This is a genomic window from Desulfobacula phenolica (genome assembly GCF_900105645.1).
In the GTDB taxonomy this organism is placed as follows: Bacteria; Desulfobacterota; Desulfobacteria; order Desulfobacterales; family Desulfobacteraceae; genus Desulfobacula; species Desulfobacula toluolica.
On record NZ_FNLL01000006.1, the window covers coordinates 60,730 to 86,570 of the forward strand.

Here is a 25,841-nt window from a genome sequence, read left to right on the forward strand (position 1 = left end):
TCACCAGTTTATTGTTGTGCTATAAAGCAAGGCATTACCCCCAGGATTTTTTTTACAAGTCGAACGGGTACTTCCTTGATTTGCCGTCTAAGACCTCGCCCCTTATAAAGCCTGCTTTTCTCAGCCTTGACTGAATGCCATCTTTTAAGTAAATGCCGAGCAAGGTAATCAATTGCCCTTCTGTAAGCAATGGATTCTGAATGATGTTTTTTTGTGTGATCCTGATAATGTTTTTATCTTTGCCGGTGGCTTCGAAAGTAACTGGAAAACCCTCTGCCTTGTACTTCATAGTCAGTTCTTTTGCCATCTTCGTCCTCGTCTCACCGCTGCCAGCATACGCACTTGTAAAATTTGAAAAAGCAAGAAGTGCCACAATCACCAATGTCAAAAGTATTCTCATGCCCATCCTCCTTTGGTCTTTGCCTTAGTTTGTTACCCAACATTTGGGTAACGGACAGCAAGGGTTTCCAAAAAAAGTTAATTAAAAGCACATCATTCAAAAGTTTTTTCAACCTTTAAAAAAAAGAGACCCTTGCTGTCCGGTTCACGCGCCTGTTAGGCTTTTATGGCATTAATCTTAACCGTGCTATTAGGTGGCATCTGGTGGAAAAATACCAGTGGGCATATTTATTGGCTGTAATGCATTTGGATTTTCTGCATAATTGAACAAGTATCGCAAGGCGTTTTGTTCAACAAAATACAAAACGCCGCTCATTTCTGGATACAGGTCGAAAAGCCCGGTCTCGCTACCGAAAAGACAGGAACAAATTTCATCAAAATCCACCGCTGTTTCCCACGTTCCAAACACAGCCACTACATATGGAACCTCCAGTGATAATGCCTGGGATCGATATGCCTGTGCCTTAACTTCTATGCAATGATATAACCGGTCAACATTATTTTTGTTTCCATCTCGCCAATAGACGAAATTTTCCTTAAGTTTACTTTTCTTCCTAATTTCGATTTCAGTAGCCTTGTCAATATGAAAATTCGTCAGCTCAACAATTCCGATTACCGCTAATTCATCATCAAAAATACACCAATCAGGCGTTTGATTATCTATGGCATAGTCATGCCTTACTTGGAAACCATTTGCGCTGAGATGTGCACCTATAATCAACTCTCTTAAAGTATGCATTGTTTGATCTGATTCTGGTGGTAGATGACGGAATTCTCTCCTGAATTTCCGTTGATCTTCTTCGCACAAATATTCAAAGAAACAACAAATGAACCTGTTGATTTTCTCATTTCCAGTTATTTGCCCATGCTTTATATGGCTTTGGTTATAAGGATTGTCTGACATGATAATTCTCGTCTTTTTGTGGCTGCCTAACAATGAATTCTTCAGTTTTTTTTTCTGTTTACTATTAAATTTTAACAAATAAGATAACACCTCAAATGCTACCAAAACGACATGGAGATCACAACGATATTCTTTAAAAAATGTCAATTCCTGACAGGATAACATTCAAATAATTATGATAAACGGATTTCCGGGTATCTTCTGCATATAAAAAGCAACTTCACAGAAAAATAAGCATTACCAAAGTTGAAAGGGATTTTTTAAGTTGATCAGCTGTTTAGAAAAGTTCCTGTTCGTGGAATCCGGATTTAGGATTGCGGGATCTTTGTTCTTTGATGATGGCCCGGATCTGTCGGGTGGTAAGATTATACCGGGCCGCCAGTTGCCGGTAATTATCGTTCTTGAATTCCTGGTATATTTTCCGGTCACGCAGGGAGCGGATAACGCTTTCCGGTTTCGGGATATAAATGGATTCTCCCCCGAAGACGGTCAGCAGCTTTTTAGCTGCTGACAAACCGATGGTTTCTGCAATATCGATCATATCGCCTTCAAGGTCGTCAATTTCTATTTCATCCCACTGGCTCATTCGTGCCCTTTACAGCGCCGCCATATCAAGTGTTATATGCTCCCACCGTCCATCCTTACCCACCCGTTTGTAAATCCGCATATAGGATTTAGACCCGGCAATCTGCAGGCTGTCCGTGATCGCCGTCATGGCTTTTTGCCAAAGCTTATCATTTATTTCCAGCCGCCTGAGACCCAGGATACGCCGGGTATTGATCTTGCCCTCCTGGTCAACGGAAAAGGCGTCATTGATGATGGTTTTTACTTCACTCCTGCTGCCTTCCGTCCAGTTGGTCAGGCATTCATCAATCATCTTCTTTGCCACCTGGAGCCGTTCATCAAACACAAGGTATTCCGATATCTGCACCTGCACCTTATATTTCATGTCATAGGAATACAGGGTCAGATTGCCTTTCTTGCCGCCCAGCTTCACATCGTATTCCATGGCGGACAGTTCCACAAAGGCCTCGATTTCACTCATGGCTTTTTCTTTAAAGTCAATCACCAGTTTTTGAAGATCCAGTGCGTTTGAAACCAGGTGCCGTACCAGGCCGTCACGGGATTTGTCAATCTCTTTGACATTGTCGATATGCACAAGGCGGCCCTGGCCGTCTTCCATATAATCTTTCATGTTTATTGCCGGTTCATTCATATCATGCTCCTTTGGGGACGGATTTTTCTTCTGTCACTTTCTTTTGAAACTTCGCCTCTAAAGCTTCACTGATCAACCACATGGCCTGCATTTCAGGGGTTCTGAACTCCTCAACCGCCTCTGCCTTGATGTCTTCAAAAAGAAGATCATACACGGAAAAATCAAGCGTCAGAACCATATCCTGCTTTGCTGTTTTCTTGTCACTTCCTTTTGAGGAACCTTCGGTCTGGCATTCCCTGCACCAGGAAGACAAACCGGTCTTGCTCCTGCCGTCCTTGTAAAAATGTTCCAGATCCGCCGGTACATAGTGTTTCCCTTTGGGACACCATTTTTCTTTGCCGTTTTCCGTTTCCCTTATTGTAGGTGGCTTTTCAACATTCTTTGCCATAGTTCCACTCCTTTTTTCTTCCAGTTTTTCTTGAAGAACTTCTTTTAAAATATCGATTTTGTTTTCCATCTTGTTACCTTATCTATGCATGGTCATGGCGATATAACCTGGGTGCCGGACCCGCTGTTTCTCATTTGTTTTTTTTTGATAGCCGCCGGGCATGTTGACGTCACTCAGTACCGACACCGCCGTGCCGGAAATATGATCAATACTGATGATGAGATTCAGTCCAAAATGACAATAGCGGGTAAGACTGCGGTAATCCTCCTTTATCTGACGGCCTTTCTGGATAATGATTGATTCGCGGATGATCGCCTTAACAGCCCCCACCGTAGGCTCATTACCCACTCGATCGCGCCAGTTGTTGATGAAATGCCATGACAACCTCAAATTCAACATCTACGCCTCCTTTGCCGTTTTTTTGTTTTGCCTTTTCTGATGAATCACCATCATCTGGACCAGCTTGAACAAGTCCTCTCCATCCAGCCACTGCGCGGCATCAACCTTGAACCGTTTCTTCGCGATGCCATCCACATACGCCCAGGTCAAATCCATATCCAGGATAATGGCTTCAAGCTTTTTCATGAGCTGCTTTTTGCCTTTCGGCAGGTTGCCGACCTTGCGCTTTGACCGGGTCTTTGACGTTGTCCGGAACCCGAGCTGCTCAAACCGGGACATGACCTGGCCAAAGGTTTTATTGTCCAGGTCGACCGAAGAGGCGACCCCAACACTTGACAGCAGATCCCGGTACTCTTCATTACTCATGCCCACCTGGGCCTTGGCAATGTGGATCACGGCTTTTTTACCATTGTCGATCATGCGTCCTCCTTTGCTTCTCCCAGCTTTCCCATTTCAAGCTTTGGCACGCCGTATTTTGCCGGTGCCCACTTTGCCGCCGGGATGACAACCTTTGATGCGCACCTGGGGCAGGGATTGCTTATCCTGGACGCTTCCCACATATGCTCGCAGTCAATGCAGAACATGGTGGTCATAAACTTCATCCGCTTGTTGACCGGGCCGAAGATCCCGGTGGTGATCCTGTTTTTCAATGTTCTGATGTCCATTTTTAATCTCCTTTCTTGACAAGAGCGGCCAGGGTGGCTACCCTATCAACGCAACCCGCTAAGTTGCAGTTTTGGCCTGGCAAGGTGCTGTTACACCTTCCAGGCCGTTTTATTGATCTTCACTCAATGCTTTTTTAGCGGTATCAATAGCCTTGGATGCCTTATCCAGCGCAGCCATGGCCTTTTTCCTTTTCCGCAGATCCCGAAGCCGTTCGGCACGGTCTGTGTTCAAGGGCTCTACCACCGGATCGGCCACCAGCTTGAAAACTCCTGCCTTCATCTGCTTGACAATGTCCTGTCTTGTCAGCATCCTCAGCCACTCTTTGGCATATTCTTCCGAAACCCCGGCAAGCTCCATCAGATCCTCCACCGTCACTATTTGCCGGGCACGCAGGAGCCGCCACATCACTGTCCGCAGGTACTTCTTTTTTGCGGGCTTAAACCGATATTCGCCTTTTTTCCCGGTATCAATCAGTTCCCCGCGATCCCTCATATCCTTCAGCGTTCCATACATGGGAAGCTTTTCCTCCCGGGTTATCAAGCCCAACTCCCAGGCCAGGGCCTGTGCTGTTACAATTTCGCTGTCCCGGCTTAACCGGGTTAATAAAGCCCGAATCTTTCCAGCCATTGTTTCCATCTGCATTCTTCTCCCTATTTGCCCGTCAATGCGGATTTAATAATCATCTGCGCGGTTTTTACAGTAATGGTCCTGGTCTCATTGGAATTGGCATACTGAACCATGCCGATCAATGCCCGTTTAACCGGCCGCCAGGAGCCCTCGCTTGCCTTGTGCAGCATGGATGCCACATCAATGGACAGCTTAAGCCCGGTTGATTCCTTGGCATACATGATGATGTCCGCAATTTCGATGGGCGCAAACTCCTGCTGCTGGAAGGTCCGGGACCAGACCCGCCGGTGCCGCTGCATGTACGGAACCAGTTCCTCTTCTCCCAGCAGGACAAAGATCTGGCCCGTGGCGTCCACCAGGTCCCGGACGATTTCAATAAACCCTGGCTTCATTTTTTCCACTTCATCGATGAACACCGGTCTTGGGTTTTTAACCAGGGCATCTATGATTGATGCAAAAGCAGCCGCCTTCCGGCCCGGAGGCTCTATAACACCGGCCTTGCTGCAAAGTTCCCGCAAAAACTCCAGCTCGCTGTGCCGCCACACCCGCATGATCCGCAGATATACGCAATCATTATGGGCCTGATACCATTGGCTGGTTCTGGACTTGCCCCGGCCCGCCTGGCCGTACACCATGCCGAAACATCCCTCATCATTGTTCAGCTCAAGGGCGTCCATCATAACCTCAAAATTCCTTACATTCTTGGTCTTTACAAATACCGGGTTAAACACTGTTTTTTCCATTCCATTTCCTTTCCGTTTCAGTTTTCAGTTCCTGTGTTTTCCACGTCATACACCACGGCCATTTTCACGCGGTAATCCTCAAAATATTCCCTGTGCCGCTCATATTCCGTACTCTGTTCAAAATATTTCATAAACGCCTGCTGTTCCCTGGGGATCAGCCAGCCCTTGACCTCAAGTTCAATCAGCTTTTCAAACCGGTCGTATTCCGACAGCTCCTTGAGCCGGGAAAAAACCTGTTCCGCCTCATTCATCACCTCCGGTTCATACGACGATACCGGTTCAACCGGATCATCCTCCCGGATGGTTTCAAGCTCTTCCAGGTCTCTTTTGATCTTCTCTTCATCTATGGGGGTGTTATCTTCAGGGGCGGGAAGGGCTTTTGGCTGTTTGATCTGATTGCCTTCAATACGGAAACCGGCGGATTCAATGCGTTGCCTTGATTCCGGCAGAACCTGGGTTTCCGCGATCTCCCTGGCCGTGGCAACCGTCTGTTTCCTTCCACGCATTTTCATGGCGATCTGGCGCTCCAGTTCGGCCTTATCCGCTTCGGTCCCAAGTATGGAGGCCATGGGATGGACCTTGCCGACCTTGAAGGCTTCGCAGATAAAAGAATCGTCCTTTACATCGTAAACCAGGATTGAATCCTTGTTCACAAGATCATACCGGCAGTAAACGGCATGCCGTCTCCCGTACAGTTCCGGGCTGTAGTACCAGGAGCCTTTTCCGTGCAGGTTGACGCCGTTCTGCCGAATCAGCCGCTGTTCCGATTTCATCATCAAACACCGCAGCATTACCGGGTCAACCCCCGGACCCGGCACCATGACTTCTGCCGGGGTTTGTCCGGCAAGATGACTGCTGGCCGACTGGGGAGTGTTGGCATACTTGTCAAACCACATGGCAATGGCCCGGTGAGCGTCCTCTATGGTGGGTGTCACACCGTAGGTGATTTTCAGGTGAAGCTGTCTTCTCAGTTTTTCTCCCCGGTTCAGGTGAACGGGCTTGTTGTCAATACTGGTTCCCACATAAGACGGGGCCAAGCGCTCAAGTTCCGCAAAGGTCCTGAAAAACCGTTCCACAGGCTTGCTCTGGCCATGGTATGCCCAGGCGATAATATTCCGGATGCCAAGCCGCTGGTAAAGCCCGGTTAACTCTTCTCCCGGATTCCTGTTGATGAAATATTTACCTTTAAAGGCCCGACCGTTATCAATATAGACGGCGGTGGGTATTTTCCCCAGGCGAAGGATGGCCCGGCGCAGCGCCATGGATATGGACTCAGTATTTTCCGTGGCCATGATTTCCCATCCCAGGGGATAACTGCTTTTGAAATCATAAAAAAGGATGAGCATCATTCGCTTGGGCTTGCCGGTATCCGGGTTGATGATTTCAAAATTGAGCACATGCCCGTCCGCCACCAGCAAATCCCCGCATTCAACCTTGTCGTAATCCCTGATAAGGTTGAAAAGAACTTTGTCGTTCAGACCCTTGTCGCCTTCCCGCCAAAAGATCCACTGATCATAGTTGTAGGGAATCCAGTCTTTTTCCAGCCAGCGCCGGTAAGTGGTGTCCGACAACGTGTCGATTCCCCGGTTGGTCATGATGTCCTTAGCTTGGCGAATGATCTCCGCAATCGGCTTGCCCGGGACATTGTACGGGGACTGGACGATGGACAGGATGATTTTCATTTGTTCCGGTGTCACGGCCCGCTTGCCTTTGCCGGAGTATCCCCTTCGATCTGCAAGGCACATGGGGTCCCAGTTGTTTTTCTTCAGCTTTGTGATCCAGCCGTGTACCGTCCTGCCCCTCATGTCCACCCTGCCCACATGCTTGTAAACCGCAGGCAAAAGCCCTTGTTCGCCAAGATTGTAGTTTTCAAAAAACAACCGTTTGAGCCTTTTTTTTTGGCCGTGACCGGCGGATTCCATCCGGGTTACATACGCATTGGCAAGCTCTGCCTTGGCAAAGGCTTTCTGTTCCTGGGCTTCGCACAATCTTTGCTCTTTATGAGCCTCATATGCGGGCAAACGGTTTTCAATGACCGCCGGAACCGAAACGCTCTTGAGCGCCGCCCGGACATCGGCGGGGAGCAGGGGGGTCAGGGACAACCGGGTCTTGCCGCCCCTGCCGGTGCCTTTGGCCTCCCGGCAGAACCAGTTTTCCCGTGAGGCACGTCTCATAACGGTCCTGAGACTGACATCTTCAATCTTTGACAGAGCCGAATGGATTGTGTTGATATTGACTTCGGGCTTCATAAGACCACCTATGAATTAAGGTATTCTTCAATGCTTTTGATGAATTCCAGGGCTTTTTTCCGGTTGAACTCTTTCCACCCGGACTTTCGGTGCATGTCCAGGATCTCCAGCAGCCGAGTGAACTGGCTGGAAAAATCGTCCGGCACCGTCACTTCTTTGATGATGGTTTGCTGAATCCCGTTTTTATCCTCTTCAAGCTGGGCCTCCAGGATCTCCTGGACTACTTTGTTCACGGCCAGGGCGGTGACTTTGTGCCCGGACATCCTTACAGCCATCTTCCAGGCTTCCGGCTGTTGTTCCGGTTTCAGCAGGGTCAATGGCCGGGTCTGGGCCTCGTTTTTGGGGAAGGGAAATTCAAAAGCATCGGAATCTTCTTCAGAATGGCCACCATGGTGGACATTCTGATCGGGGCCGTCTTCATCCAAAAGTGCGCCAATTGGCGCACTTTTTCTAAAAGAAGAATTAAGATTTTCAATAACCTCAAACGCATCTATATACCTGTCTCCATAGGCTCTGCTGATATCCCATTCGCCTTTCAAGTAATCTTTCCAGGTGGTGTATTTGCCCCGGTACAGCCGTTTATCCTTGATTTCCTTCAATGCCATACCCACCCGGATAAAGCCTTTCAGATCTTTCCTGATTACCGCTTCCAGCAGTTCCAGGCGTCCTGTTTCTTCCTGAGTCATCAAGTCCAAGTCCAATTCCATTTCTATCCCTCCAGTTTTTGCAATGTAGCCATGCAGATCCGGCACCCGCCCCTGTCGTAAACATCAACGCCGTTCCCGGCAGGTTCACCGCAGTAAACCATCCCGCGCATGCCGTACAGCGCCTCATCCCAGTACCATTCGCCGTTTATCCTGACCCCCCAGGGTCTTAATGTTCTTCCGATCATTTTTTCTCCGGTTTATTTTTCTTGAAAATTTTCATGCAGGTTGTTATCAGATTCAAAAATAACTTTTTCAGCAATTTCAGCGAGGTCGTCTAATGTATACAAAACAAGTTTTGAAGGATCTCGTATCCACAGGGAAGGAATACAATTCATTCTCACCCTTATATCTGACAGATAAAAAGGCCAGGCCGGGCTGCATTCTAAAAAATACGCTTTGTCCGCCTTACAAAAAGCCTCCGCTGCCCTTTGGCGTAATGACTGCCAAAGTTCACGGTCTGCTACGACCTTTGAAAATAGCTCATACTTTGATGGCAAGAGAGATTTTAAGAACGGCAGAAATATTTCCGGCTGAATACTTTCCGGGCCGCGTATTATACGAAACAGAGAAGGCTTATCATCCTGATGTGAGTCATGTCCGGATGTTTCGGGAATGTTTTGAAAATCAGGTTGGCATGCCGTTTCTGGTTGCCGGTTTTGTAATTGATCATCTGAGCCGCAACACTTTATATTATTCATTTGACTCTACTCCTTTTTATTCCGAATACCGGGACAATCCCGATTATTCTGATATTGATGTGTCTGAAATACAGATAAAGCCTCTTAAAACAGCGGCGGGCTTTTATAATGAATGTGCCGAGGCACTCTATGAAGCGGGGTTTATTATCATGCCCACCTCTTTTATTGATGTGCTGGACGGCTTTTTGCCGCCGGACACGATCCATAAGGATCTGCCGGTTTTTGAGATCTGAAACGCGGGGATGGTTTACCGCTGACATTTGATCTCCTTTTTCAATTTATTGATTTCAACAATATGTTCCTCAAGCTTGCCCAAGGCCATCTGCCGGATATCAGATCCGGTGGCAATCTTTGCCCCTTCCGCCTCCACAAGCACCTTGGCCGGTTCCAGCGACTTGGTGATGTGATGAATGGCAAAAAAATAATAGGCAGGCATGGGACAGTCAGCCGGTTTTGACAGGTAATTGTTCAACATGTGAAGGGTCAGGGGTTTCCGGCAGATCCCCTCATCTTTGTTTGCGTCCTCCTGATTTCTTCCAAAATATGCATTGATACCATCCACCACCTGGTCACGGCTCAGGCCGGACTTATTGACGGCTTTTTTAACACCGGCGGCAAGCAACACGCACAAGTCATATTCGTTTTCTGTTTTTTCCTTCTTTGGCGGGCCTGCTGCAACATTTTCCTGGATCGTTTTTCGATCATGGAGAACCTTCTCCAGCTTGCTGGGAAAATCCCAGTCAAATTCCATTTGCTTGGGGTCTATTTTTTGTTTACGTTTAGACATTGTTTTCACCCTTAAATCCGGTTATTTTGAAAACAGGTTAAATATGGGAACTTGAAATTTGATTAAATTTGGCATAATACTGTCCTTGTATATGGTTGTTGGTTTACGCTGCTGCTGTTTGACGGTCATACAGGCCATGCGTCAGCGGTCGGCCGGTCTGGGTGGGATTCTTTTTGATCTCCCAGACTTCGTTCACCGGACGGTTGATGGCCTTGGCAATGTGGCACCGGACACGGTGGCTGGTGGCTTTATTGTGAATCACCATAGCGACCATGGACCTGGATACGTCCAGATCCCGGGCAAGACCGGCCTGGGAAATGTCAACGTCATCCAGCGCTCGTTTGATTTGTTTTGGGGTCATGGTTTTGGTTTCGCTCATTACCGACTCCTTTTTTAAGTAACTTGGTTGAAACTGATTTTATTAATTACTTTCGTTAAGCTGTGCTTAAAAGTACATGTGTTATTAATTGTTGTCAATAATAAATGTTAAGCTGTTATGAAAAAAATTGATTTAAAACTTGATTTTGATGCTATCCGCCTACGAATTGAACACCAAAAGAATAGATACAAACCAGGTGTTTGGGCTGACATGGTGGGGGTTTCAAAAAATGTTGTATCAAATGTTCATGGGAGGACTAAACAGAAACCTTCTCTTGAGTACATAATAGCTGTGTCATTGATTACAGGTAAATCAGTAGATTATTATTTATGGGGAAAAGAGTCAGAAAAAGAAATATCCCAGCCTCCCTCCGATAATATTACAAAGGTGGTCATCGAACATCAGGATATCATTAAACAGTTCAAGGACCCGGAATTAGGTAAGGATCTCAACAAAGAACTTATTCTAATTCAGAACACGGATAAAAGCCTTTTTAAAAGCACCGTGCAGTCAATCCGGGCGGCTGGTGATATGGCCAGGGTAATGAAAGGTCTGTCAAACAGGAATCAAGATAAGAGGGGAAGTGATCAGGACGGAAACGGCTCAGACCGCCGGAAAAAAAAGCAGCCCTGGAAGGGGCCGGACAGGAGGAAAAACGGAACCGACAATCAATAGGGCCGGATTCCATTCTTTATCACTGGAAGGATACGCTGGTCTGGACCGACAAGGACGGTCGGATTCTGGACATCTTCAACCCCACCCACCCGGAGCCGGACAAGCTCATCAACACATACATCCAGGACCTGTTCGTGGATGGATACAGATTTCACGCCATCTGCAAACATGTTCTGGAAACAGGCAGGACCATGGAATTCACATTCCTGGTCGATTTCAGAGGCTCTCCGGAACTCCGCCGCTGCCGGGTCATGCCGTCAGGAGATGGTGGCCTCCTGGTGATCAACTATGAATTTGGCCACGTATGCTAGGCAAGGAGTTTAATCATGGATATCCCAATATTAATTTTAATCACTTTGGTTTTAATCATTCTTGCTATCCTTCGCACAGATTGTTTCGCCAGGCTGATCTTGGGAGGTTTATATGGATGGTTGGTGGTGAAAATTGTGCAAGAAAAAAAAGTTGAAAAAGACATAAAATGAAAAAAATCATCCTTATAACCCTTTCCATCTTCATTCTCAATGTACCCTGCTTTGCCGATCAATACAAAGTCCTGCGAGTCATTGATGGGGACACCATTGATATCAATTATAATGACAAGAAAGAACGTGTCAGAATGCTTTGCGTAAACACGCCGGAATCCGTTCACCCGGATCAGTCAAAAAATTGTGAAATGGGCCGGAAAGCATCCGCATATACAAAATATAGGCTTGCCGGTAAATCGGTTGATTTGGAATTTGAAAGCAAAACCCGTGGAAAATATGGGCGGTTGCTGGCCTATGTCATTCTTGACGGAGAAAACTTCAATCTGGAACTGATCCAAAAAGGGTGGTCCAAGTACTATACAAAATACGGGACCAGTGAAAGACACCATGCTAAATTTTTGACTTGGGAAAAGGAGGCCCGATCCCAGGGTCTGAACATCTGGTCAGCCAGATCTGAAAATAGTGAAGTTCAGCCAGTGGTGGCCGGTGAGTATCACGGCAATATTTCAAGCCGGAAGTTCCATCGCCCTGGCTGCAAATATTACAATTGTTCGAAATGTACAAGGGTATTTAATTCCAGGTATCAAGCAATATCAGCAGGGTATGAGCCGTGTAAAATTTGCAAACCTTAAAATGACCGGCGGACTCCTGGTGATCAACTATGAATTTGGCCACGTATGCTGAGGAGATAAAAAATCAAAGTCATTTGTTATTGGAACTAATAAAGGAATCATACCAACGGGCTAATCTTAGTATTGCAAAGGCTGCAGCAGTCGATGTTGCTATTGCATATGAGAAAATCAGAAAGCCGATAAAGGCGACAATCCCGGTTTTGAAATCCCAGATCAGTGAAAAAACAGAAATCAGAAGAGCGATCACCTGAACAATAATAAAATGTAAAAAAGTTGCATTGATTTTCATGAAAGGAGACGCTCCCTCTTCTTTTGGATTGTCTCCTGCAATTAATTCCATGAATTTGCTGCTGCCGAATGCCAGCAGGATCGCATAACCGCCCAATGTAAATCCAAGAATATTCGGCAAGATTGAATTGCTGAGATTAAACCATGCCCAGTTTTCGTTGCCTTTCAACCACACTGGAAAACATACCAAAGTAAACGCCAGGGCGACTAAAAAATAGGTTGAGCTGATTATTGATTTCCATCCGCCGTATAATTCCCAATATATTCCCCAAGACTCTTTTGTCCCCTGAAACTGCTTTTTGATATTGCGAATAATAGGCATGATTTATCCAAAGAATTTTTTAATCAGACTTATGCTGAAGTTTATCATGGTTTGGGTTTTGTTTTCAAGGTCAGGGTAATAAAGCATTCTTTCCTTGATTGGATGGTCTATCGTAGAGTGTTCAATTTTTTCATCGCCATCATACCCCATGGCAAATACACTTCCATTTGATCTTGCAACATTCATAAGGGCTTTTGTCTCTGCATCCGGCACTATACCTTCAGCTTCGTCAGTTGAGGCTTCCTGCTGAAATCTTTTAATGTTCTGTCCCTCAATCCTTGCCTGGATGGCACCTTCAAGCCCGGCAGTATCGTCGTTGTTGGGCCGTGTGAATTTAATCACCAGCTTTTTTATTTGGGGAATGGATAGGATCCTTGCGATAGCTTCATGGGTTGCTTCAATATTGATATCCACAGGCCCAAATTGACTTACGATGCTTTGATCACCGAATAGCCTTTTGAAGAAATTTAAAGCTGAACCAGGGGTGATTAATGTGCTGTCAAAAAGAAGTCTATGCCTTTCTGGATAAAACACGTATCCAATTTGCCGCAGATTTGGTTTTAATGTATCTGGGACGGGCAATTCACCGGTCTCCAATGGATCTATGGTTTCAAAATTGCTTAGATTTAACCATTTTTCATGGGGGTTGATATTTAAGAATTTAAAAATATACCCGAACAAAACACCTTTTTCTTCGAATTGATCCTCCCTGAAAGAGCCAATCATACCGCTGTCAACACCACGGATCTTGCCAACAAGTCTACGGGAAAAAGCAGTTTTAAACATTTGATGATAAAGGTCAGGAGTATGGGGATGAATCTTGATATTGAGAATGCTGAGTTGCATTGTTCTATGTTGCGCCATTTGAGTTCCTTTCAAATATATTAAAGATCATTTGAATCGAATGAATCAAAACGATTTTATCGAACATATTAAATAAATATTGGGCTGACAATGATTAATTTACTTAGGGAAAAAATCAAATTAAGAAAATCAGGTGGCCTTAATTTTTTTTGTCACATCTGGAATCTAAAATCAGATACGTTATAGACCCTGCATGATTTTTTATCATTCAAATTCAACGTCTATTTTTTCTCAAGCCATAGACGTTGAATTCTTTCCATCGTTTTTATAAAATTCACCTCAAAACAATCAAAAAAGGGTGACTTTAGTTGTCATTAGTCGCTTTTTAAGAAAAACGCCAAAATGATTGTCAATAAAGGCTCTGGTCGATAATTGATGAAATATCACCACAAATGACAACTAAAGTCACCAAAAGGGAGGGAAAATGGTAAAAAACGGACTCGAAAAAGACATATGGGCAATCATTTTCAAAGAACTTTCCAATAAAAAAATTTCATATGCTGTGACCCCAAACACGTACCCCAAAAAGCAAACCTGGACGGAACACCACCACCACGAACTCTCAATCATGCTGGAAGATCCAGACCGGCCTCCCAAACCCGGAAAGGCAGCTCTCTGGTCATGCTGGTTAACTTTAAACCTATATAACGGCGACTTGCGCATTGATACTGATTTATACGTCTATCTGCCCAGAAGCGTTGATATACAAGCGATTCTTGCAATTATGGATCATCCGTGTTTCAGCACTTTCCTTTCGTTGACGCTGGAGGCCCTACCCCCTGCAGGGCCGCATTATTGTCTCCGTCTGGAAAGTTCTTTATCCTCATATGGATCTGCTCCACCGTCCTCTTTCGGTCCTGACCTCAAAAGAAAGATCCAGGCGATCAATAAGATTGCACATACCTTATATAGAATAGAAGCAAACCCACAAAACAAAAAAGCTCTGGAGCAATTAACAGAGCTTTTGTTGATGATGCAATAATTTTAAAAAAAATACTTTTCTGAGTTTGGCTGCTATTTTGCTGCCTGAAACGCCCATAAAAGGTCATTTTACTTTTTTCATAAAAGATGGCCTTTTAAAACAAAATACGCCACCCCAACCACACCGAAAGCCCCACCATTCCCATGAGATCCCGGTTGATATCGGTTAATCCCGGTCTAAATCTAAATGTCTTAGCTCATCAGTCAGTCAATAGCCGTTTAATAAAAGGAATTTTATTAGAAGAAAAAGAACCCTATATGTAAGCCCCTTTAATGGTAAACTCATGGGGCACATGAGTATGAATCCGATTTAAAATGATCGTATAAGGATTTTGTCAGGGCGTATCAGCCCCATGCGGTAGGAGCCAGGACGGAATCTTGCGAGCTAAAAGGTTAAAAATATTTTTTTGGGGTTGTGGGAATGATCTTTTTTGTTAAAATTTTTAAGTCTGGAATAATCAAGGTAAAACTTGCCCGGTGTCACCTATATGTCACATGGAACAAAAAAAGGTTTTCAGTATATGCTTAAAAACCCTTGATATCAGTGGCACGCCCGGAGGGATTCGAACCCCCGACCTATGGATTCGAAGTCCAGCGCTCTATCCAGCTGAGCTACGGGCGCACAGGTTTGTGAAGTCGATATTAGATAGCACAATGAAATTTATTGTGCAATGGTATACTTGCTTTTTATATAAAAGAAATTCTAACCTTTTGGAATAATAATTTTTTCATTTTTGGCAGCCCTTTTTTTTTGCATTTCATGGAATTTATTTTTCTCATGATTAATTTTTTTTATCACCATAAACGATGCATCCAGTTGATCAGATGATTTAATCTGTGGATTCTCAAAAACCAATTCAATTCTTTTTAAATCCTTTGATATGATTTCATATTTTTTGTTTTGCAAATCGCTACGAATATTTTTAATAAAATGCTGAAATACCGTTTTGTTGTTTAAAAATTTATCATGGCTGATCATATAATTGATTTCAGGCAATACAACCCCAAAACCAAGCAGAAAAACCAAAAGAAAAACGATACGCAACCAAATTTGTTTTGCAACAATTAATCCAATTATTGTTACGGCTAAAAATAGCAGGATCAATAAGTTCATAATCTTTATTACGCCTTTCCCATCTGGTTTACAGGTGTTTTACCGTTTGCAATAAAATTAATATTTTTTGCTACCAATTTTGCGATTCCCTGCATGGAAACATCTGTTGCACCACCGATATGGGGTGTTGCCATGACATTGTATTGAAACATATCATCTTCAGGGTCAGGGGGTTCTTCCCAGAAGACATCAAGACCTGCACCTGCAATAACTTTTGATTTTAAGGCCGATTTTAAAGCCTTGTAATCCACAAGGCCTCCCCTGGATACATTGATAAGAAATACCCCCGGTTTCATTATTTTAAATGTGTCATGATTGATGAGCCCTTGGCTGGCATCATTTAAAGGCAGACACAAGACCACATAATCGGATTGCCTGAGAAGAATATCAAGATCATCCGGACCGCCAACCCAGTCAAGGCACAAATCTTTTTGAGCCTGCACAGGCTTGGACTGTTTAACCCCAATCAATTTGACGCCAAAAGGCCTTAAACGATGTACCAATGCTTTTCCAATGCCGCCAAGCCCAACTATTCCTACTGTGCGTCCCTTTAATGAAAGCCCCATGGGGCCTCCCATGATTCGATTTTTCAAGCTGTCTTTCATCATTTCAGTATTTCGTGATAACCCTATCATTAAATAGATAGCAAGTTCTGCAACAGAATCGGCATTTCCTGAGACATCAGTGGGAACATTTGCAACAAAAATTCCACGTTTGCGGGCAGCATTAATATCCACCAGTTCAAGGCCTGCACCGCATTGCTGGATCAGTTGAAGTTTGTCGGCTGTTTTAAGTGTCTCCTCGGTCACTCTTGACATTGTTGGAATTAAAACATCAATACCGGACAAATCTGTAATTTCAAAACGACCCTCTGCAATAAACTCATGACCAGGCAATATTTTTTTCACTCGGTTCAAAAAACCACCCCATGCATCTTCAGACGCTGCAAACAATATTTTCAATCAATGCCTCCTGTATTATTCAATGATGCCCCTTTTGAATTATAACCTCATCAATTATTTTAAAAAATCTATCTTGCCACAATCTGGAAATATAAACGAGCAATAGGTCTTATACAAGAATTCTTTAATCCTTTGATTTTAATTTTGCATAACTGCCACGGCCAGACTTAGTATTTCATTCAAAATTTGCCCGTAATAAAAATTAAAAATCTCTGTATAGTTGTTTTAAGGATAGTTTTTTTAAGGCTTTCATATAAACAAATTGACTTTCGTTTGCTCACAGTGTACAAAAATTTTCATGAAAGATGTAGAACAAGAAACAAAAAAAATGGAAGATGCTATTGCCAAGCGGATTAGAGAGCTTCGCAAGGACAGGGGATGGACTTTGGGAAAACTTGCTGAAATTACAGGCTTGTCCAAAAGTTACCTGTCCCAGATAGAAAATCATGAAAAAACTCCTACAATCGGGACGTTAACCAAAATTGCTTATGCTTTGGGGGAGAATGTACAATCTTTTTGGAATCTTGAAAAAGATGATGATGAAGAAAAAATGACCATGGTTCGTTCTTCCGAAAGACGCCCCATTATCCATCCGGGTGCAACCAGTGGTTATTCTTATGAATCCATAAGTTTTAAAAAACCGGATAGAATTATGGACGGCTATATTGTTACCTTGGAGCCGGGTATGACCAAAGAGCCCATGATACATGAGGGCCAGGAGATGGTTTATATGCTGGAAGGACGCAAGGAATTCATATATGACGGCAAATCCTTTATAGCTCAAAAAGGTGATTGTCTTTATTTTGATTCCGACCGGCCTCATCTGGGACGAAGCCTTGACGATAAGCCTGCACGCATGCTGGTTGTGTTTGTCAACCCCCGCAGGCAGGATTAACAAAAAACATACCTGTTTTGTTCACTATCAGCAAACAGAACGGGTAAAAACGATCACGAGGGCCAAAAAAACATGAAAAAAACGACTCAACTGAAAAATTTAATTCTTGACAATGAAATCTTAGTAATGCCCGGAGCCCATGATGTACTCACTGCAAAAGTTATTCAGGATGTTGGATTTAAAGCAGTTACTCTTGGGGGATATGCAAGTACGGCAGCATTGCTTGGAAGGCCGGACGGTTCATTTTTAACCCTGACGGAGATGGCTGATTATATCGGGAATATGGCAGATGCCGTTGATATACCGCTTCTTGCCGATGGTGATACCGGTCACGGCGGTGTACTCAATGTCCAGAGAACCGTAAAAAAACTGGAGATGCTCGGGGCGGCAGGCATGTTTATTGAAGATCAGCTTTTTCCCAAACGATGCGGCCATATGGAAGGCAAGCAAGTTGTTGAAAAAGAAGAAATGATTGCCAAAATCAAAGCCGCACTTGACGTCAGAAAAGATGATGATTTCATCATGATGGCCAGAACAGATGCCCTGGCGGTTCATGGACTTGACGATGCCATTGAAAGGGTTAACCTTTACCGTGAAGCCGGTGCAGACATGGTTTTTATTGAAGCCCCCACTACAAAAGAAGAAATGATCCGTATCAACCGGGAAGTGGATGCCCCTACCCTGGCCAATAATATCGAAGGAGGCAAAACTCCTCTGTTGTCGGCAAAAGAACTTGAAGAAATCGGATATAATGTAGTGGTTTTTCCGGTGGCATCAACCTATGCCATAAAAAAAGCAGTTACCGGCCTTATGACTGAGATCAAGAACACCGGAAGTTCCAAAGGTTTTCTGGATAATATGGTGACCTTTGATGAGTTTAATAAATTCATGGGCCTTGAAGAAATGCGCGAGCTGGAGCTGAGTTTTTACAAATAATTGTCAACCCTGATTCTTAAGAGAGCATACTCATGAACAAATTACAATGTGTCATCATGCGGGGCGGTACAAGCAAAGGTGTTTTTTTTCATGCAAATGAGTTGCCCCTGGATATTGAAAAAAGAACCCAAACAATTCTGCGGGTTATGGGAAGCCCTGATAAACGGCAGGTTGACGGATTGGGCGGGGCTGATATTTTAAGTTCCAAATCAGTCATCATAGGCCCGTCAAGCCGTCCTGATGCAGATATAGATTATATATTCGGCCAAGTGGGAATTACAAATGCTACAGTGGATTTTAATACTCTTTGTGGCAATCTTACGGCTGCTGTTGCACCATTTGCAATTGATGAAGGGCTTGTCAAGTGCGTTGAACCCTATACGAATGTGAGAATATGGTGCCCCACAGTAGAACGTTATCTGGGAGCCACCGTGGAAGTAAATAACGGGAAGGCCGTTTACAATGGGGATTATAAAATGGATGGCGTGCCTGGCACGGGTGCTAAAATTCCCATTGATTTTTCAGATACGGCAGGTTTGATAACAGGCAGTTTGCTTCCAACAGGCAACCTCACTGATGTAATATCCGTGGAAGGGGCAGGTGATATTGAAGTCTCTGTTGTTGATGTTTCAACGGTTGTGGCATTTGTACGGGGAAAAGATCTGGGTCTTGACGGCAGTGAAACCCCTGAAATACACGACAGCAATAAAGATCTGATCAACAGGATGGAGGCCATAAGGCTCAAGGTTGCCCAATTAACGGATCTTGCCGGAAGAAGCCCGCTTTTACCCATGCTGGCTGTTGTGCGCTCACCCATGGATTATAAAAATTATGTGTCTGGTGACGATGTTTTTGCTCAAGATTTTGATATTATGGCCAAGGTCTATGCTGCGGGCATGATGCATAAGGCATACCCTGTTACAGGTGCCATTGCAACAGGTACGGCAGCTAAAATTCCCGGCACCATTGCCCATGAATGTGTCCCGGCAGGCAAGGCAACAAATGATGAAGTTGTCATTGGTCATTTCTCCGGCCTGCTTCCCATGAGGGTGGGCGGACAATTTAAAGAGAATGGCTTTGAACTGGAAACTGCCGAAATTTTTCGTACTGCACGCCGTATTATGGAAGGCAGCGTTTATATATAAAAAAAGCCGGAGAAAATTAAATGAATATTTCAGAAAAAATATTAGCCGCTCATTCCGGCCAAAAACGGGTCAGTCCCGGAGAATTTGTTAATGTAAAAGTGGATATGGTTATGGCCCACGACCTTACTGCAACCATGGCGCTTAAACAGTTTGAAAAGATGGGGGCAAAGGCGGTTTTTGACAAAACAAAAGTCGTGATTGTGCCGGATCATTTCGTGCCTGCAAAAGACATTGCTGCAGCAGAAATCAATAAAAATCTGCGAAGCTTTGCCCGCAGCCAGGGCATCCAATATTTTGAATGCGGCCAGGAAAGCGGAATTGAACATGTGATACTGCCGGAAAAAGGCCTGGTATTACCGGGTGAACTGGTTGTGGGAGCAGATTCTCACACCTGCACATACGGGGCATTGGGATCATTTTCAACAGGAATGGGCTCAACAGATATTGCCGTTGCCATGGCAACCGGAGAAATCTGGCTTAAAGTGCCGCCCACCATTAAATTTGTTTATACAGGCACTCCCGGCAGATGGATCAGCGGCAAGGATTTGATTCTCTATACTATCGGGCAGATCGGTGTGGATGGTGCAATATACTCGGTAATGGAGTTTACCGGACCGGTTGTTGACAATCTTACTATGGATGATCGCTTTACAATGTCCAATATGGCCATTGAAGCCGGTGCAAAAGCAGGTCTTTTCGGTGTGGATGAAAAAACCATTGAATATGTTGAAAAAAGAGCAAAGCACCCCTATGAAGTGTATGCGTCAGACCAGGACGCTGAATATGAAAAAATTATCACATATGATGTTACCGATATGGAGCCTCAAATATCCATGCCTCATTCGCCTGAAAACACGGTTCCGGTGAGCAAGGCATCGGGAACTAAAATAGACCAGGCCGTCATAGGAAGCTGCACAAACGGCAGACTCAGTGACCTTGCCAATGCAGCGGCAATATTCGAGGGCCGTCATGTTCATCCTTCTATTCGATGCATTGTTGTTCCAGGCTCCCAGGAAGTATATCTTGCCGCCCTTAAACAAGGATATATCGAAACATTCATCAAAGCGGGAGTTGCCGTAAGCACTCCCACCTGCGGGCCTTGTCTGGGGGGACATACCGGAGTGCTGGCATCGGGCGAGCATTGCATATCCACCACAAACCGTAACTTCATCGGCAGAATGGGAAGTCCGGAAGCCAATATTTATCTGGCCGGACCAGCGGTGGCTGCTGCAAGTGCCGTGGCCGGAGAAATTATAAATCCCGAGGAGGTGATGAAACATGATTAAAGGTCTGTTGCATAAATACGGAGCAAACATTGATACGGATGTAATCATTCCTGCAAAATATGCCAATTTGCCCACTCCTGAGGATCTTGGCAAGCATTGCCTTGAAAATCTTGATGATCAGTTTGCCCAAAATGTAAAACCAGGTGACATATTGATGGCGTCAACCAATTTCGGATGCGGGTCATCGCGTGAGCAAGCTCCATGGTCCATTAAAGGAGCTGGTGTTTCATGTATTATTGCTAAAAGTTTTGCCAGAATTTTTTTCCGCAATGCCATAAACATTGCCCTTCCGCTTATGGAATGTCCCGAAGCTGTAGATGGGTCTGAAAGCGGGGATGTGCTGAAAATTGATCTCAGTGCCGGCATTATTGAAAACATTACCCGTGAAAAAGTGTTCAAAGCTGCGCCTTATCCTGATTTTATCAGTGAATTGATCAATGCGGGCGGACTTGTTTCATATGCTAAAAAAAGAATTTGTTCCGGAGATTGACCCTCTTAATTTATAAGTATTCCCGCGCTTTGCGTGGGAATACCTTTTTGATAAGCTTGAGCTGCTTGTGCTTTTCCTTTGAGCTTGGACCACCTCGAACATATTTAAGGTATCCGGGTTGCCTGCTGCTAATAATCTTTCAACATCTTTGCCTTATCATCAATGAGTTCGAGCATAACATTGTTCATTTTTTTCGGATGAACAAATGCAAATTCACAATCCCTGAACGGACGGGCACCGCCGATAAAAGGATAATCTTTCTGTTTCAGTTCATCCATGGACTCACGGGTATTGTCAACGTTAAAGCTTATCAGCATGACACCTTCGCCTTTTTTTTCTATAAACTTGGCAACATCCCCATCAGGGGCTGTAGATTCCATCAACTCAAACCCCACTTCCCCCACCCAGTATCTTGCAACCTTGATTTTTTCAGGTTCATCTATGTACTCATCATCCGGCCCGGATTTACCCAGTACAGGCTCCCATATTTTACGAGCTTCATCTATGTTTTTAACCGCAATACAGATGTGATCGACTTTATTTACTTTCATTTTTACCTCCCTTTTTGCCGTTATGGTAAAATGCTGACGTATCAGTGTACCGGATAACAGAAGGTCCGGTAACAAATAAGTATGGATATTTTGTTATGTGATTTTGTGGGCAAATCTTAAATAAAACACCAGGTCTGCCCGTAGCAGTTATATAAAAGAACTTCTAACGTGTTGAAATAAAATCTCTTTCATTTTTTGTTGTGGCAGATCAATTTGCCATGGCCGTTATTCAAAATAATAACGAGCTTGATCATAACATAAGCCGGGCTCAATTGGTTCAGCAAATGTAACGGGTTGCAGACATTATAATCAAGCCCAAAACAACTAATCAAATAACAGGCAATCGCTACCAGAAAAATACAGGCATGGCAATCTTTTGTTTGGAGAGTCACATTTGATTACTGGATTTTGATAATGATATTTTTATTGTAACCTTTCATGCCTTACCCCGTTATATAGACAGAAGATCATGTTTTTTTTACAAGAAAGTCTTGAAAACTCACACATAGACTTTCAATCTTTGTTGTGGACAAACCAAGGTGAAATACCGGGTCTGCCCGTGGCAGTTATAAGGAGGAAGTATGAAAAAAGTTATTTTAATTGTTTTTGTTTTATCTTGTATCATCCGCATTGACTGAGGAATCACAGATGCTTTCACAACAAGCCATGGAAAGCGTTCAGCAGCAGGTCCGTGAGATGAGTAACCTTGGCATACCAGAAGCCCAGGCCCGGGAAATGCTGACATTGATGATTCAAAACCGCGTCCGGGAACAGAGCCGAATTCATGTTCAACAGGTGGTCATGGATACTGCCAGGGCAGGATTGCCTACTGAACCGGTAATGAGCAAAGCCATAGAAGGCATGGCCAAGCAGGCCAAGGAACAACAAATCATCTCGGCCATGAAAGCTGTGAAAAGTCGCTATGCATATGCAAACCAATTTGCAAAATCATTGTCCGATGATAAAAAAAATATTAATTCCATTACCCAAGCACTTGCTGACAGTCTGGCAGCCGGAATGAATACCAAGGATCTGGAAACAGTTAGAACCCAGTTGCAGGTTCGCACTCAGTCTCGTCAACAAACGAAAAACAAGGCGGAGAACGAGCAGTTGGCCATGCAAACCATGCTGACCGTTCGTACCATGTCACGATTGGGTGTCCGGACTTCTGATGTATCCGATATTCTGTGCCAGTCGCTGCAGAATAAATACTCCCATCAGGAAATCAAGCAATTGCGCAGCCAAATCGCTCAGCAGACACATCAGGCATCATCCCGGCAGGTTGCCCGTCAACATGCCAAATCAATTGGCAAAGGCGGTAAAAGTGACAATGATAGCAGTGGCGGCGTTAGCGGCGTTAGCGGCAGCGGAAGTGGCGGTGGCGGTGGCTGTGGGGGTGGCGGTGGTGGTGGCAATGGTGGAGGCGGTGGTAATGGTGGAGGGGTGAGCCAGGCACATTTTTAAATTTAAAGGAAAAAGTGGATTCATACGACAGTTTTTACAGGAAAAATAAAGACAGAGTATTTTCCTACCTGCTCCGCCTGACCGGGGACTACCATAGATCCTTTGATTTCATGCAGGAAAGCTTCACCCGGTACTTTTCCAGGTATCGCTGCAAGAACAATAATTGTGCCTTGCTCTACACCATTGCCCGTAATGCAGCCCTGGATTCGATCAGGAAACGCCGGGAGGAAACAATTATTTAAAGTCCTTGGGATTCACGGCTGCCGGGTTTTGTGCAGCCGTGCTGATATTTTTTAGCCTTTTTCAGTCTCCGGGGCCCCACTCCTTTAGCAATCGGTTCGTTCTTTTCGACCCTGCCGCAGACCAGGTGGAATTGACCGGATCTTTCATCGGGTGGCAGCGGATTTCCATGAAAAAAATCGGCAACAGCGGTTACTGGGAACTCAATCTTCCGGTTGTTTCCGGAGAACACAGATACGCCTATATCCTGAACAATGACAGCCAGATTGCCGACCCTACCCTGCCTGCAAGGAAAAAGGACGATTTTGGTTCGGAAAACTGCATTTTCGAACCTCTTTTATAATATTTGTAACAGTATTATTTATACTTTTTCATATCATACTTTTCAGCCAGTTTGAGTCGTTCCTGGTCTGGAAGAGATTTCATATATTTTTTCCAGCCGGGGCACCAGCCTGCATGCCATTTCCATATCCTGCCTAAAAATGATTTTGGATTGTGGTCATATTTTGATCTAAAACTACAGTTACCGCAATTGTGTGTGGTCATACTTTCTTCCTTTCATCTGGTTGAAAAATAGATATCTCCGTAATATGCCGTCACCGTTTTTTTTGTATTATCCGTATCGCTCATCAGCACGACGGCATCAATAAATCGGATCTTTTTGCCAAAGTATTTTTTAAAATCTTCATGTATATTTCTTTTTTCCGCATGCCATACCGATACCGGAGCTTGAGATGATTGCAGAGCAACCATCACGGCATTTTTTTTAGCAAAAGCATTGGGCCAGACGTCTCCTTTTAAAGAATTTTTAGCCCATACATAATTCATGGCACGGGTATTCCAAACAGCAATACCGCCGGAAACTACTACATAAATCCGGGCAGCATAATCATCACCGGATTTTTGTTTTTCATCAAAAGTGCCTGCCAGCCGGTTTTCAATTCGCCATCGCCAGTTCAGTACCGGAAATTTTTCAAGATCGACCCGGATCTTTTTTATCAGCCCTGAGGCAGAGTTTTGGCTGCCTGCCTTCAATACCATGTTGCCGTCAACCATGACAAGCGAGTAAGTGGTTTCGTTAACAAACTTTTTAGATTCCCACCCTTCAAGTGTCTGTTGGGAAAACGCGCCCACAAGAATATTGTCCTTTTCATCTGCATGAACATGCAGATTTGAAAGGATGCATAATCCTAAAATAAAAATAAGTATCCGGCATTTTTTCATTTTTGTGGCCTTTCATATTATATATGGTGATTATGAACTGTTTTTAATCTGAATTCAAGAAAAGCACTCTTGTCATTATAAAATAAATTCTTATCTTTTACCTTATTATTTTGGTATGATGGCGTTAAGAATTGATCATTTTTTTTGGAGGGATGCAATGAGGATAGCCTTTCCTGTTAAGGAAAATAACGGACTGGAAAGTATCGTGGATGAACATTTTGGTGTTGCTGAAAATTTTTTAATTGTTGACATGGAAACCCGGGAAATTGAGCTTAAAAAAAATCAAAAGCTTTCAGCTGAAGGCTCCAGATGTAAAACCGGCCTGTTTGAAAAAAAAGACAATGTGGATGCGGTTGTAACCAAATGCATGGGGGACGGGTCTCAAAGGAACCTTGCGTCATCAGGCATTAAGGTTTATCAGGCTGTAGAAGACACCATACTGAAAAACCTGGACCTTCTTGAAAAAGACGAACTCAAGCCGTTCCATATATTTGATTTTTGCCAGACAAAAAAGAACAAAAAGGAAGGCGGCTGCGGACACCATCATTAGGAACGAACCAAATTGAAATCTATATTGAGCCTGATAGGCAAATTATTATATCGGTTCATGGGATGGACCTATGATGAACTGCCGGATTATTGGACCGGCAAATGTGTGGTGATCGGATTTCCTCATACAGCGAACATGGATACTGTCCGGGCATTGACCTATATCAGAATTGCAAAGATCAATGCCCGGCTTCTGGTTAAAACGGAGTGTTTTTTTTTCCCCATGTCCATTATCCTTAAAAGCCTTGGCGGCATGCCGATAAAAAGGGATAAAACCCATGGATTTGTTAAAACCGTAGTCAGGGAATTTGAAAAAAGAAAAAATCTTATCCTGGCACTGGTGCCGGAAGGCACAAGAAAAAATGTTGCATCCATAAAAACAGGTTTCTGGTATATTGCAAAAGGGGCGAATGTGCCTATTCTCTGCTGGTATCTTGATAATCAGGCAAAAAAAACCCGCTGGATTGGTAAAATCAACCCTGGAAAAACCCTTGAAGAGGATTTGCTGAAAATTCAAGAATTATATCAAAATGTTGGATTTTCAATTCCTTTGAATAATCTTGTTTTATAGCTGTA

Annotated in this window: 38 protein-coding genes and 1 tRNA gene; 15 read left to right on the top strand and 24 right to left on the bottom strand. The window is 44.1% G+C overall.

Annotated features, from left to right (window positions below):
* Positions 1-52 precede the first annotated feature (52 nt).
* From BLT94_RS11155 to BLT94_RS11215, 13 genes are all read right to left on the bottom strand, one after another.
* The gene (locus tag BLT94_RS11155) at positions 53-400 is read right to left on the bottom strand and encodes a hypothetical protein (protein WP_092234020.1); all 348 of its coding nucleotides are present in this window, start codon (positions 398-400) and stop codon (positions 53-55) included.
* Between the two features lie 189 nt (positions 401-589).
* Positions 590-1,303: a hypothetical protein gene (locus tag BLT94_RS11160; RefSeq protein WP_139169014.1), complete on the bottom strand. Its 714-nt coding sequence runs from the start codon at positions 1,301-1,303 to the stop codon at positions 590-592.
* A 277-nt stretch (positions 1,304-1,580) separates the two neighbouring features.
* Positions 1,581-1,889: a Mor transcription activator family protein gene (locus BLT94_RS11165; protein WP_092234025.1), complete on the bottom strand. Its 309-nt coding sequence runs from the start codon at positions 1,887-1,889 to the stop codon at positions 1,581-1,583.
* A gap of 9 nt (positions 1,890-1,898) precedes the next feature.
* Positions 1,899-2,519 (bottom strand): DUF3164 family protein, encoded by a 621-nt coding sequence (locus BLT94_RS11170; protein WP_092234028.1) that lies wholly within the window; start codon positions 2,517-2,519, stop codon positions 1,899-1,901.
* Between the two features lies 1 nt (position 2,520).
* Complete coding sequence (locus BLT94_RS11175) at positions 2,521-2,976, bottom strand: hypothetical protein (protein ID WP_092234031.1); 456 nt, start codon at positions 2,974-2,976, stop codon at positions 2,521-2,523.
* A gap of 9 nt (positions 2,977-2,985) precedes the next feature.
* Positions 2,986-3,306 (bottom strand): hypothetical protein, encoded by a 321-nt coding sequence (locus BLT94_RS11180; protein ID WP_092234034.1) that lies wholly within the window; start codon positions 3,304-3,306, stop codon positions 2,986-2,988.
* Positions 3,307-3,726: a regulatory protein GemA gene (locus tag BLT94_RS11185; RefSeq protein WP_092234037.1), complete on the bottom strand. Its 420-nt coding sequence runs from the start codon at positions 3,724-3,726 to the stop codon at positions 3,307-3,309.
* Positions 3,723-3,971: a hypothetical protein gene (locus BLT94_RS11190; protein ID WP_092234040.1), complete on the bottom strand. Its 249-nt coding sequence runs from the start codon at positions 3,969-3,971 to the stop codon at positions 3,723-3,725. Before BLT94_RS11190 ends, BLT94_RS11185 begins: the two co-directional genes overlap by 4 nt.
* A gap of 109 nt (positions 3,972-4,080) precedes the next feature.
* Positions 4,081-4,608, bottom strand: a complete 528-nt coding sequence (locus BLT94_RS11195; protein ID WP_139169015.1) for a hypothetical protein — start codon at positions 4,606-4,608, stop codon at positions 4,081-4,083.
* A 14-nt stretch (positions 4,609-4,622) separates the two neighbouring features.
* Positions 4,623-5,342: an AAA family ATPase gene (locus BLT94_RS11200; RefSeq protein ID WP_092234046.1), complete on the bottom strand. Its 720-nt coding sequence runs from the start codon at positions 5,340-5,342 to the stop codon at positions 4,623-4,625.
* 17 nt (positions 5,343-5,359) lie between these two features.
* The gene (locus BLT94_RS11205) at positions 5,360-7,591 is read right to left on the bottom strand and encodes a Mu transposase C-terminal domain-containing protein (protein WP_092234050.1); all 2,232 of its coding nucleotides are present in this window, start codon (positions 7,589-7,591) and stop codon (positions 5,360-5,362) included.
* 8 nt (positions 7,592-7,599) lie between these two features.
* Positions 7,600-8,298, bottom strand: a complete 699-nt coding sequence (locus BLT94_RS11210; RefSeq protein ID WP_092234053.1) for a hypothetical protein — start codon at positions 8,296-8,298, stop codon at positions 7,600-7,602.
* A 2-nt stretch (positions 8,299-8,300) separates the two neighbouring features.
* A complete protein-coding gene (locus BLT94_RS11215) occupies positions 8,301-8,483 on the bottom strand; it encodes a hypothetical protein (protein ID WP_092234056.1) in 183 nt (60 codons plus the stop codon).
* A gap of 92 nt (positions 8,484-8,575) precedes the next feature.
* On the opposite strand from BLT94_RS11215, the gene BLT94_RS11220 reads away from it, so the two are divergent.
* Complete coding sequence (locus BLT94_RS11220; RefSeq protein WP_092234059.1) at positions 8,576-9,229, top strand: hypothetical protein; 654 nt, start codon at positions 8,576-8,578, stop codon at positions 9,227-9,229.
* 14 nt (positions 9,230-9,243) lie between these two features.
* Here BLT94_RS11220 and BLT94_RS11225 read toward each other — a convergent pair whose 3' ends face one another.
* Both BLT94_RS11225 and BLT94_RS11230 read right to left on the bottom strand, forming a co-directional pair.
* Positions 9,244-9,783, bottom strand: a complete 540-nt coding sequence (locus BLT94_RS11225) for a hypothetical protein (RefSeq protein WP_092234062.1) — start codon at positions 9,781-9,783, stop codon at positions 9,244-9,246.
* A 103-nt stretch (positions 9,784-9,886) separates the two neighbouring features.
* On the bottom strand, positions 9,887-10,162 hold the full coding sequence (locus BLT94_RS11230; RefSeq protein WP_092234065.1) for a helix-turn-helix domain-containing protein: 276 nt from the start codon (positions 10,160-10,162) through the stop codon (positions 9,887-9,889).
* 117 nt (positions 10,163-10,279) lie between these two features.
* Between BLT94_RS11230 and BLT94_RS11235 the strand changes: the two genes are divergently transcribed.
* Positions 10,280-10,837 carry a hypothetical protein gene (locus BLT94_RS11235; protein ID WP_092234068.1) on the top strand — a complete coding sequence of 186 codons (558 nt, stop codon included), beginning with the start codon at positions 10,280-10,282 and terminating at the stop codon, positions 10,835-10,837.
* On the opposite strand, the gene BLT94_RS22015 is transcribed toward BLT94_RS11235, so the two are convergent.
* Entirely contained in the window at positions 10,831-10,992 is a 162-nt protein-coding gene (locus tag BLT94_RS22015; RefSeq protein WP_175530334.1) for a hypothetical protein, read from the bottom strand. The genes BLT94_RS11235 and BLT94_RS22015 overlap by 7 nt on opposite strands.
* 171 nt (positions 10,993-11,163) lie before the next feature.
* Between BLT94_RS22015 and BLT94_RS22020 the strand changes: the two genes are divergently transcribed.
* Together BLT94_RS22020 and BLT94_RS11240 are read left to right on the top strand one after the other, a co-directional pair.
* Positions 11,164-11,319 carry a hypothetical protein gene (locus BLT94_RS22020; RefSeq protein ID WP_175530335.1) on the top strand — a complete coding sequence of 52 codons (156 nt, stop codon included), beginning with the start codon at positions 11,164-11,166 and terminating at the stop codon, positions 11,317-11,319.
* The gene (locus BLT94_RS11240; RefSeq protein WP_092234071.1) at positions 11,316-11,954 is read left to right on the top strand and encodes a thermonuclease family protein; all 639 of its coding nucleotides are present in this window, start codon (positions 11,316-11,318) and stop codon (positions 11,952-11,954) included. The genes BLT94_RS22020 and BLT94_RS11240 overlap by 4 nt, the downstream gene beginning before the upstream one ends.
* 70 nt (positions 11,955-12,024) lie before the next feature.
* Here BLT94_RS11240 and BLT94_RS11245 read toward each other — a convergent pair whose 3' ends face one another.
* A complete protein-coding gene (locus BLT94_RS11245; RefSeq protein ID WP_092234074.1) occupies positions 12,025-12,564 on the bottom strand; it encodes a hypothetical protein in 540 nt (179 codons plus the stop codon).
* A 3-nt stretch (positions 12,565-12,567) separates the two neighbouring features.
* Entirely contained in the window at positions 12,568-13,428 is an 861-nt protein-coding gene (locus BLT94_RS11250) for a DUF4747 family protein (protein WP_092234077.1), read from the bottom strand.
* A gap of 424 nt (positions 13,429-13,852) precedes the next feature.
* On the opposite strand from BLT94_RS11250, the gene BLT94_RS11255 reads away from it, so the two are divergent.
* Positions 13,853-14,410: a hypothetical protein gene (locus tag BLT94_RS11255; RefSeq protein WP_092234080.1), complete on the top strand. Its 558-nt coding sequence runs from the start codon at positions 13,853-13,855 to the stop codon at positions 14,408-14,410.
* A 544-nt stretch (positions 14,411-14,954) separates the two neighbouring features.
* Here the strand turns inward: BLT94_RS11255 and BLT94_RS11260 are convergent.
* The 3 genes from BLT94_RS11260 to BLT94_RS11270 all read right to left on the bottom strand — a co-directional run bounded on the left by BLT94_RS11260 (position 14,955) and on the right by BLT94_RS11270 (position 16,485).
* Positions 14,955-15,031: transfer RNA gene (locus BLT94_RS11260), tRNA-Arg, on the bottom strand.
* A gap of 81 nt (positions 15,032-15,112) precedes the next feature.
* On the bottom strand, positions 15,113-15,523 hold the full coding sequence (locus BLT94_RS11265; protein ID WP_014958560.1) for a hypothetical protein: 411 nt from the start codon (positions 15,521-15,523) through the stop codon (positions 15,113-15,115).
* Between the two features lie 8 nt (positions 15,524-15,531).
* Positions 15,532-16,485 (bottom strand): 2-hydroxyacid dehydrogenase, encoded by a 954-nt coding sequence (locus tag BLT94_RS11270; RefSeq protein ID WP_092234082.1) that lies wholly within the window; start codon positions 16,483-16,485, stop codon positions 15,532-15,534.
* Positions 16,486-16,783: 298 nt separating this feature from the next.
* Between BLT94_RS11270 and BLT94_RS11275 the strand changes: the two genes are divergently transcribed.
* The 5 genes from BLT94_RS11275 to BLT94_RS11295 all read left to right on the top strand — a co-directional run bounded on the left by BLT94_RS11275 (position 16,784) and on the right by BLT94_RS11295 (position 21,237).
* Positions 16,784-17,380 carry a helix-turn-helix domain-containing protein gene (locus BLT94_RS11275; protein ID WP_014958563.1) on the top strand — a complete coding sequence of 199 codons (597 nt, stop codon included), beginning with the start codon at positions 16,784-16,786 and terminating at the stop codon, positions 17,378-17,380.
* 72 nt (positions 17,381-17,452) lie between these two features.
* Positions 17,453-18,316 carry an isocitrate lyase/PEP mutase family protein gene (locus BLT94_RS11280; protein ID WP_014958564.1) on the top strand — a complete coding sequence of 288 codons (864 nt, stop codon included), beginning with the start codon at positions 17,453-17,455 and terminating at the stop codon, positions 18,314-18,316.
* A gap of 32 nt (positions 18,317-18,348) precedes the next feature.
* On the top strand, positions 18,349-19,461 hold the full coding sequence (locus BLT94_RS11285; protein WP_092234085.1) for a 2-methylaconitate cis-trans isomerase PrpF family protein: 1,113 nt from the start codon (positions 18,349-18,351) through the stop codon (positions 19,459-19,461).
* Between the two features lie 20 nt (positions 19,462-19,481).
* Positions 19,482-20,747, top strand: a complete 1,266-nt coding sequence (gene leuC, locus BLT94_RS11290; RefSeq protein WP_092234088.1) for a 3-isopropylmalate dehydratase large subunit — start codon at positions 19,482-19,484, stop codon at positions 20,745-20,747.
* Positions 20,740-21,237 carry a 3-isopropylmalate dehydratase small subunit gene (locus tag BLT94_RS11295; protein WP_092234091.1) on the top strand — a complete coding sequence of 166 codons (498 nt, stop codon included), beginning with the start codon at positions 20,740-20,742 and terminating at the stop codon, positions 21,235-21,237. Before leuC ends, BLT94_RS11295 begins: the two co-directional genes overlap by 8 nt.
* Before the next feature lie 128 nt (positions 21,238-21,365).
* Here BLT94_RS11295 and BLT94_RS11300 read toward each other — a convergent pair whose 3' ends face one another.
* Entirely contained in the window at positions 21,366-21,788 is a 423-nt protein-coding gene (locus BLT94_RS11300; RefSeq protein ID WP_092234094.1) for a VOC family protein, read from the bottom strand.
* 648 nt (positions 21,789-22,436) lie between these two features.
* Here BLT94_RS11300 and BLT94_RS11305 point away from each other — a divergent pair.
* From BLT94_RS11305 to BLT94_RS11315, 3 genes are read left to right on the top strand one after another with little or no spacing between them, the layout of a single operon-like run.
* On the top strand, positions 22,437-23,252 hold the full coding sequence (locus BLT94_RS11305) for a hypothetical protein (RefSeq protein WP_139169016.1): 816 nt from the start codon (positions 22,437-22,439) through the stop codon (positions 23,250-23,252).
* Between the two features lie 14 nt (positions 23,253-23,266).
* Entirely contained in the window at positions 23,267-23,494 is a 228-nt protein-coding gene (locus BLT94_RS11310) for a sigma factor (RefSeq protein WP_014958570.1), read from the top strand.
* A 38-nt stretch (positions 23,495-23,532) separates the two neighbouring features.
* The gene (locus BLT94_RS11315; RefSeq protein ID WP_175530336.1) at positions 23,533-23,835 is read left to right on the top strand and encodes a glycogen-binding domain-containing protein; all 303 of its coding nucleotides are present in this window, start codon (positions 23,533-23,535) and stop codon (positions 23,833-23,835) included.
* Positions 23,836-23,849: 14 nt separating this feature from the next.
* On the opposite strand, the gene BLT94_RS11320 is transcribed toward BLT94_RS11315, so the two are convergent.
* Positions 23,850-24,038 (bottom strand): hypothetical protein, encoded by a 189-nt coding sequence (locus tag BLT94_RS11320; protein ID WP_092234103.1) that lies wholly within the window; start codon positions 24,036-24,038, stop codon positions 23,850-23,852.
* 12 nt (positions 24,039-24,050) lie between these two features.
* Complete coding sequence (locus BLT94_RS11325; RefSeq protein WP_014958573.1) at positions 24,051-24,716, bottom strand: DUF3047 domain-containing protein; 666 nt, start codon at positions 24,714-24,716, stop codon at positions 24,051-24,053.
* Between the two features lie 157 nt (positions 24,717-24,873).
* Between BLT94_RS11325 and BLT94_RS11330 the strand changes: the two genes are divergently transcribed.
* Both BLT94_RS11330 and BLT94_RS11335 read left to right on the top strand, forming a co-directional pair.
* Entirely contained in the window at positions 24,874-25,266 is a 393-nt protein-coding gene (locus BLT94_RS11330) for a NifB/NifX family molybdenum-iron cluster-binding protein (protein WP_014958574.1), read from the top strand.
* A gap of 12 nt (positions 25,267-25,278) precedes the next feature.
* Positions 25,279-25,836 carry a 1-acyl-sn-glycerol-3-phosphate acyltransferase gene (locus BLT94_RS11335; protein WP_092234106.1) on the top strand — a complete coding sequence of 186 codons (558 nt, stop codon included), beginning with the start codon at positions 25,279-25,281 and terminating at the stop codon, positions 25,834-25,836.
* Positions 25,837-25,841: the final 5 nt, after the last annotated feature.

Excerpts from the sequence above, each read along its gene's own strand:
- BLT94_RS11155 (WP_092234020.1), bottom strand. The coding sequence starts at position 400 with ATGAGAATACTTTTGACATTGGTGATTGTGGCACTTCTTGCTTTTTCA.
- BLT94_RS11160 (WP_139169014.1), bottom strand. The coding sequence starts at position 1,303 with ATGTCAGACAATCCTTATAACCAAAGCCATATAAAGCATGGGCAAATA.
- BLT94_RS11165 (WP_092234025.1), bottom strand. The coding sequence starts at position 1,889 with ATGAGCCAGTGGGATGAAATAGAAATTGACGACCTTGAAGGCGATATG.
- BLT94_RS11170 (WP_092234028.1), bottom strand. The coding sequence starts at position 2,519 with ATGAATGAACCGGCAATAAACATGAAAGATTATATGGAAGACGGCCAG.
- BLT94_RS11175 (WP_092234031.1), bottom strand. The coding sequence starts at position 2,976 with ATGGAAAACAAAATCGATATTTTAAAAGAAGTTCTTCAAGAAAAACTG.
- BLT94_RS11180 (WP_092234034.1), bottom strand. The coding sequence starts at position 3,306 with ATGTTGAATTTGAGGTTGTCATGGCATTTCATCAACAACTGGCGCGAT.
- BLT94_RS11185 (WP_092234037.1), bottom strand. The coding sequence starts at position 3,726 with ATGATCGACAATGGTAAAAAAGCCGTGATCCACATTGCCAAGGCCCAG.
- BLT94_RS11190 (WP_092234040.1), bottom strand. The coding sequence starts at position 3,971 with ATGGACATCAGAACATTGAAAAACAGGATCACCACCGGGATCTTCGGC.
- BLT94_RS11195 (WP_139169015.1), bottom strand. The coding sequence starts at position 4,608 with ATGGAAACAATGGCTGGAAAGATTCGGGCTTTATTAACCCGGTTAAGC.
- BLT94_RS11200 (WP_092234046.1), bottom strand. The coding sequence starts at position 5,342 with ATGGAAAAAACAGTGTTTAACCCGGTATTTGTAAAGACCAAGAATGTA.
- BLT94_RS11205 (WP_092234050.1), bottom strand. The coding sequence starts at position 7,591 with ATGAAGCCCGAAGTCAATATCAACACAATCCATTCGGCTCTGTCAAAG.
- BLT94_RS11210 (WP_092234053.1), bottom strand. The coding sequence starts at position 8,298 with ATGGAATTGGACTTGGACTTGATGACTCAGGAAGAAACAGGACGCCTG.
- BLT94_RS11215 (WP_092234056.1), bottom strand. The coding sequence starts at position 8,483 with ATGATCGGAAGAACATTAAGACCCTGGGGGGTCAGGATAAACGGCGAA.
- BLT94_RS11220 (WP_092234059.1), top strand. The coding sequence starts at position 8,576 with ATGTATACAAAACAAGTTTTGAAGGATCTCGTATCCACAGGGAAGGAA.
- BLT94_RS11225 (WP_092234062.1), bottom strand. The coding sequence starts at position 9,783 with ATGTCTAAACGTAAACAAAAAATAGACCCCAAGCAAATGGAATTTGAC.
- BLT94_RS11230 (WP_092234065.1), bottom strand. The coding sequence starts at position 10,162 with ATGAGCGAAACCAAAACCATGACCCCAAAACAAATCAAACGAGCGCTG.
- BLT94_RS11235 (WP_092234068.1), top strand. The coding sequence starts at position 10,280 with ATGAAAAAAATTGATTTAAAACTTGATTTTGATGCTATCCGCCTACGA.
- BLT94_RS22020 (WP_175530335.1), top strand. The coding sequence starts at position 11,164 with ATGGATATCCCAATATTAATTTTAATCACTTTGGTTTTAATCATTCTT.
- BLT94_RS11240 (WP_092234071.1), top strand. The coding sequence starts at position 11,316 with ATGAAAAAAATCATCCTTATAACCCTTTCCATCTTCATTCTCAATGTA.
- BLT94_RS11245 (WP_092234074.1), bottom strand. The coding sequence starts at position 12,564 with ATGCCTATTATTCGCAATATCAAAAAGCAGTTTCAGGGGACAAAAGAG.
- BLT94_RS11250 (WP_092234077.1), bottom strand. The coding sequence starts at position 13,428 with ATGGCGCAACATAGAACAATGCAACTCAGCATTCTCAATATCAAGATT.
- BLT94_RS11255 (WP_092234080.1), top strand. The coding sequence starts at position 13,853 with ATGGTAAAAAACGGACTCGAAAAAGACATATGGGCAATCATTTTCAAA.
- BLT94_RS11265 (WP_014958560.1), bottom strand. The coding sequence starts at position 15,523 with ATGAACTTATTGATCCTGCTATTTTTAGCCGTAACAATAATTGGATTA.
- BLT94_RS11275 (WP_014958563.1), top strand. The coding sequence starts at position 16,784 with ATGAAAGATGTAGAACAAGAAACAAAAAAAATGGAAGATGCTATTGCC.
- BLT94_RS11280 (WP_014958564.1), top strand. The coding sequence starts at position 17,453 with ATGAAAAAAACGACTCAACTGAAAAATTTAATTCTTGACAATGAAATC.
- BLT94_RS11285 (WP_092234085.1), top strand. The coding sequence starts at position 18,349 with ATGAACAAATTACAATGTGTCATCATGCGGGGCGGTACAAGCAAAGGT.
- leuC (WP_092234088.1), top strand. The coding sequence starts at position 19,482 with ATGAATATTTCAGAAAAAATATTAGCCGCTCATTCCGGCCAAAAACGG.
- BLT94_RS11295 (WP_092234091.1), top strand. The coding sequence starts at position 20,740 with ATGATTAAAGGTCTGTTGCATAAATACGGAGCAAACATTGATACGGAT.
- BLT94_RS11300 (WP_092234094.1), bottom strand. The coding sequence starts at position 21,788 with ATGAAAGTAAATAAAGTCGATCACATCTGTATTGCGGTTAAAAACATA.
- BLT94_RS11305 (WP_139169016.1), top strand. The coding sequence starts at position 22,437 with ATGCTTTCACAACAAGCCATGGAAAGCGTTCAGCAGCAGGTCCGTGAG.
- BLT94_RS11320 (WP_092234103.1), bottom strand. The coding sequence starts at position 24,038 with ATGACCACACACAATTGCGGTAACTGTAGTTTTAGATCAAAATATGAC.
- BLT94_RS11325 (WP_014958573.1), bottom strand. The coding sequence starts at position 24,716 with ATGAAAAAATGCCGGATACTTATTTTTATTTTAGGATTATGCATCCTT.
- BLT94_RS11330 (WP_014958574.1), top strand. The coding sequence starts at position 24,874 with ATGAGGATAGCCTTTCCTGTTAAGGAAAATAACGGACTGGAAAGTATC.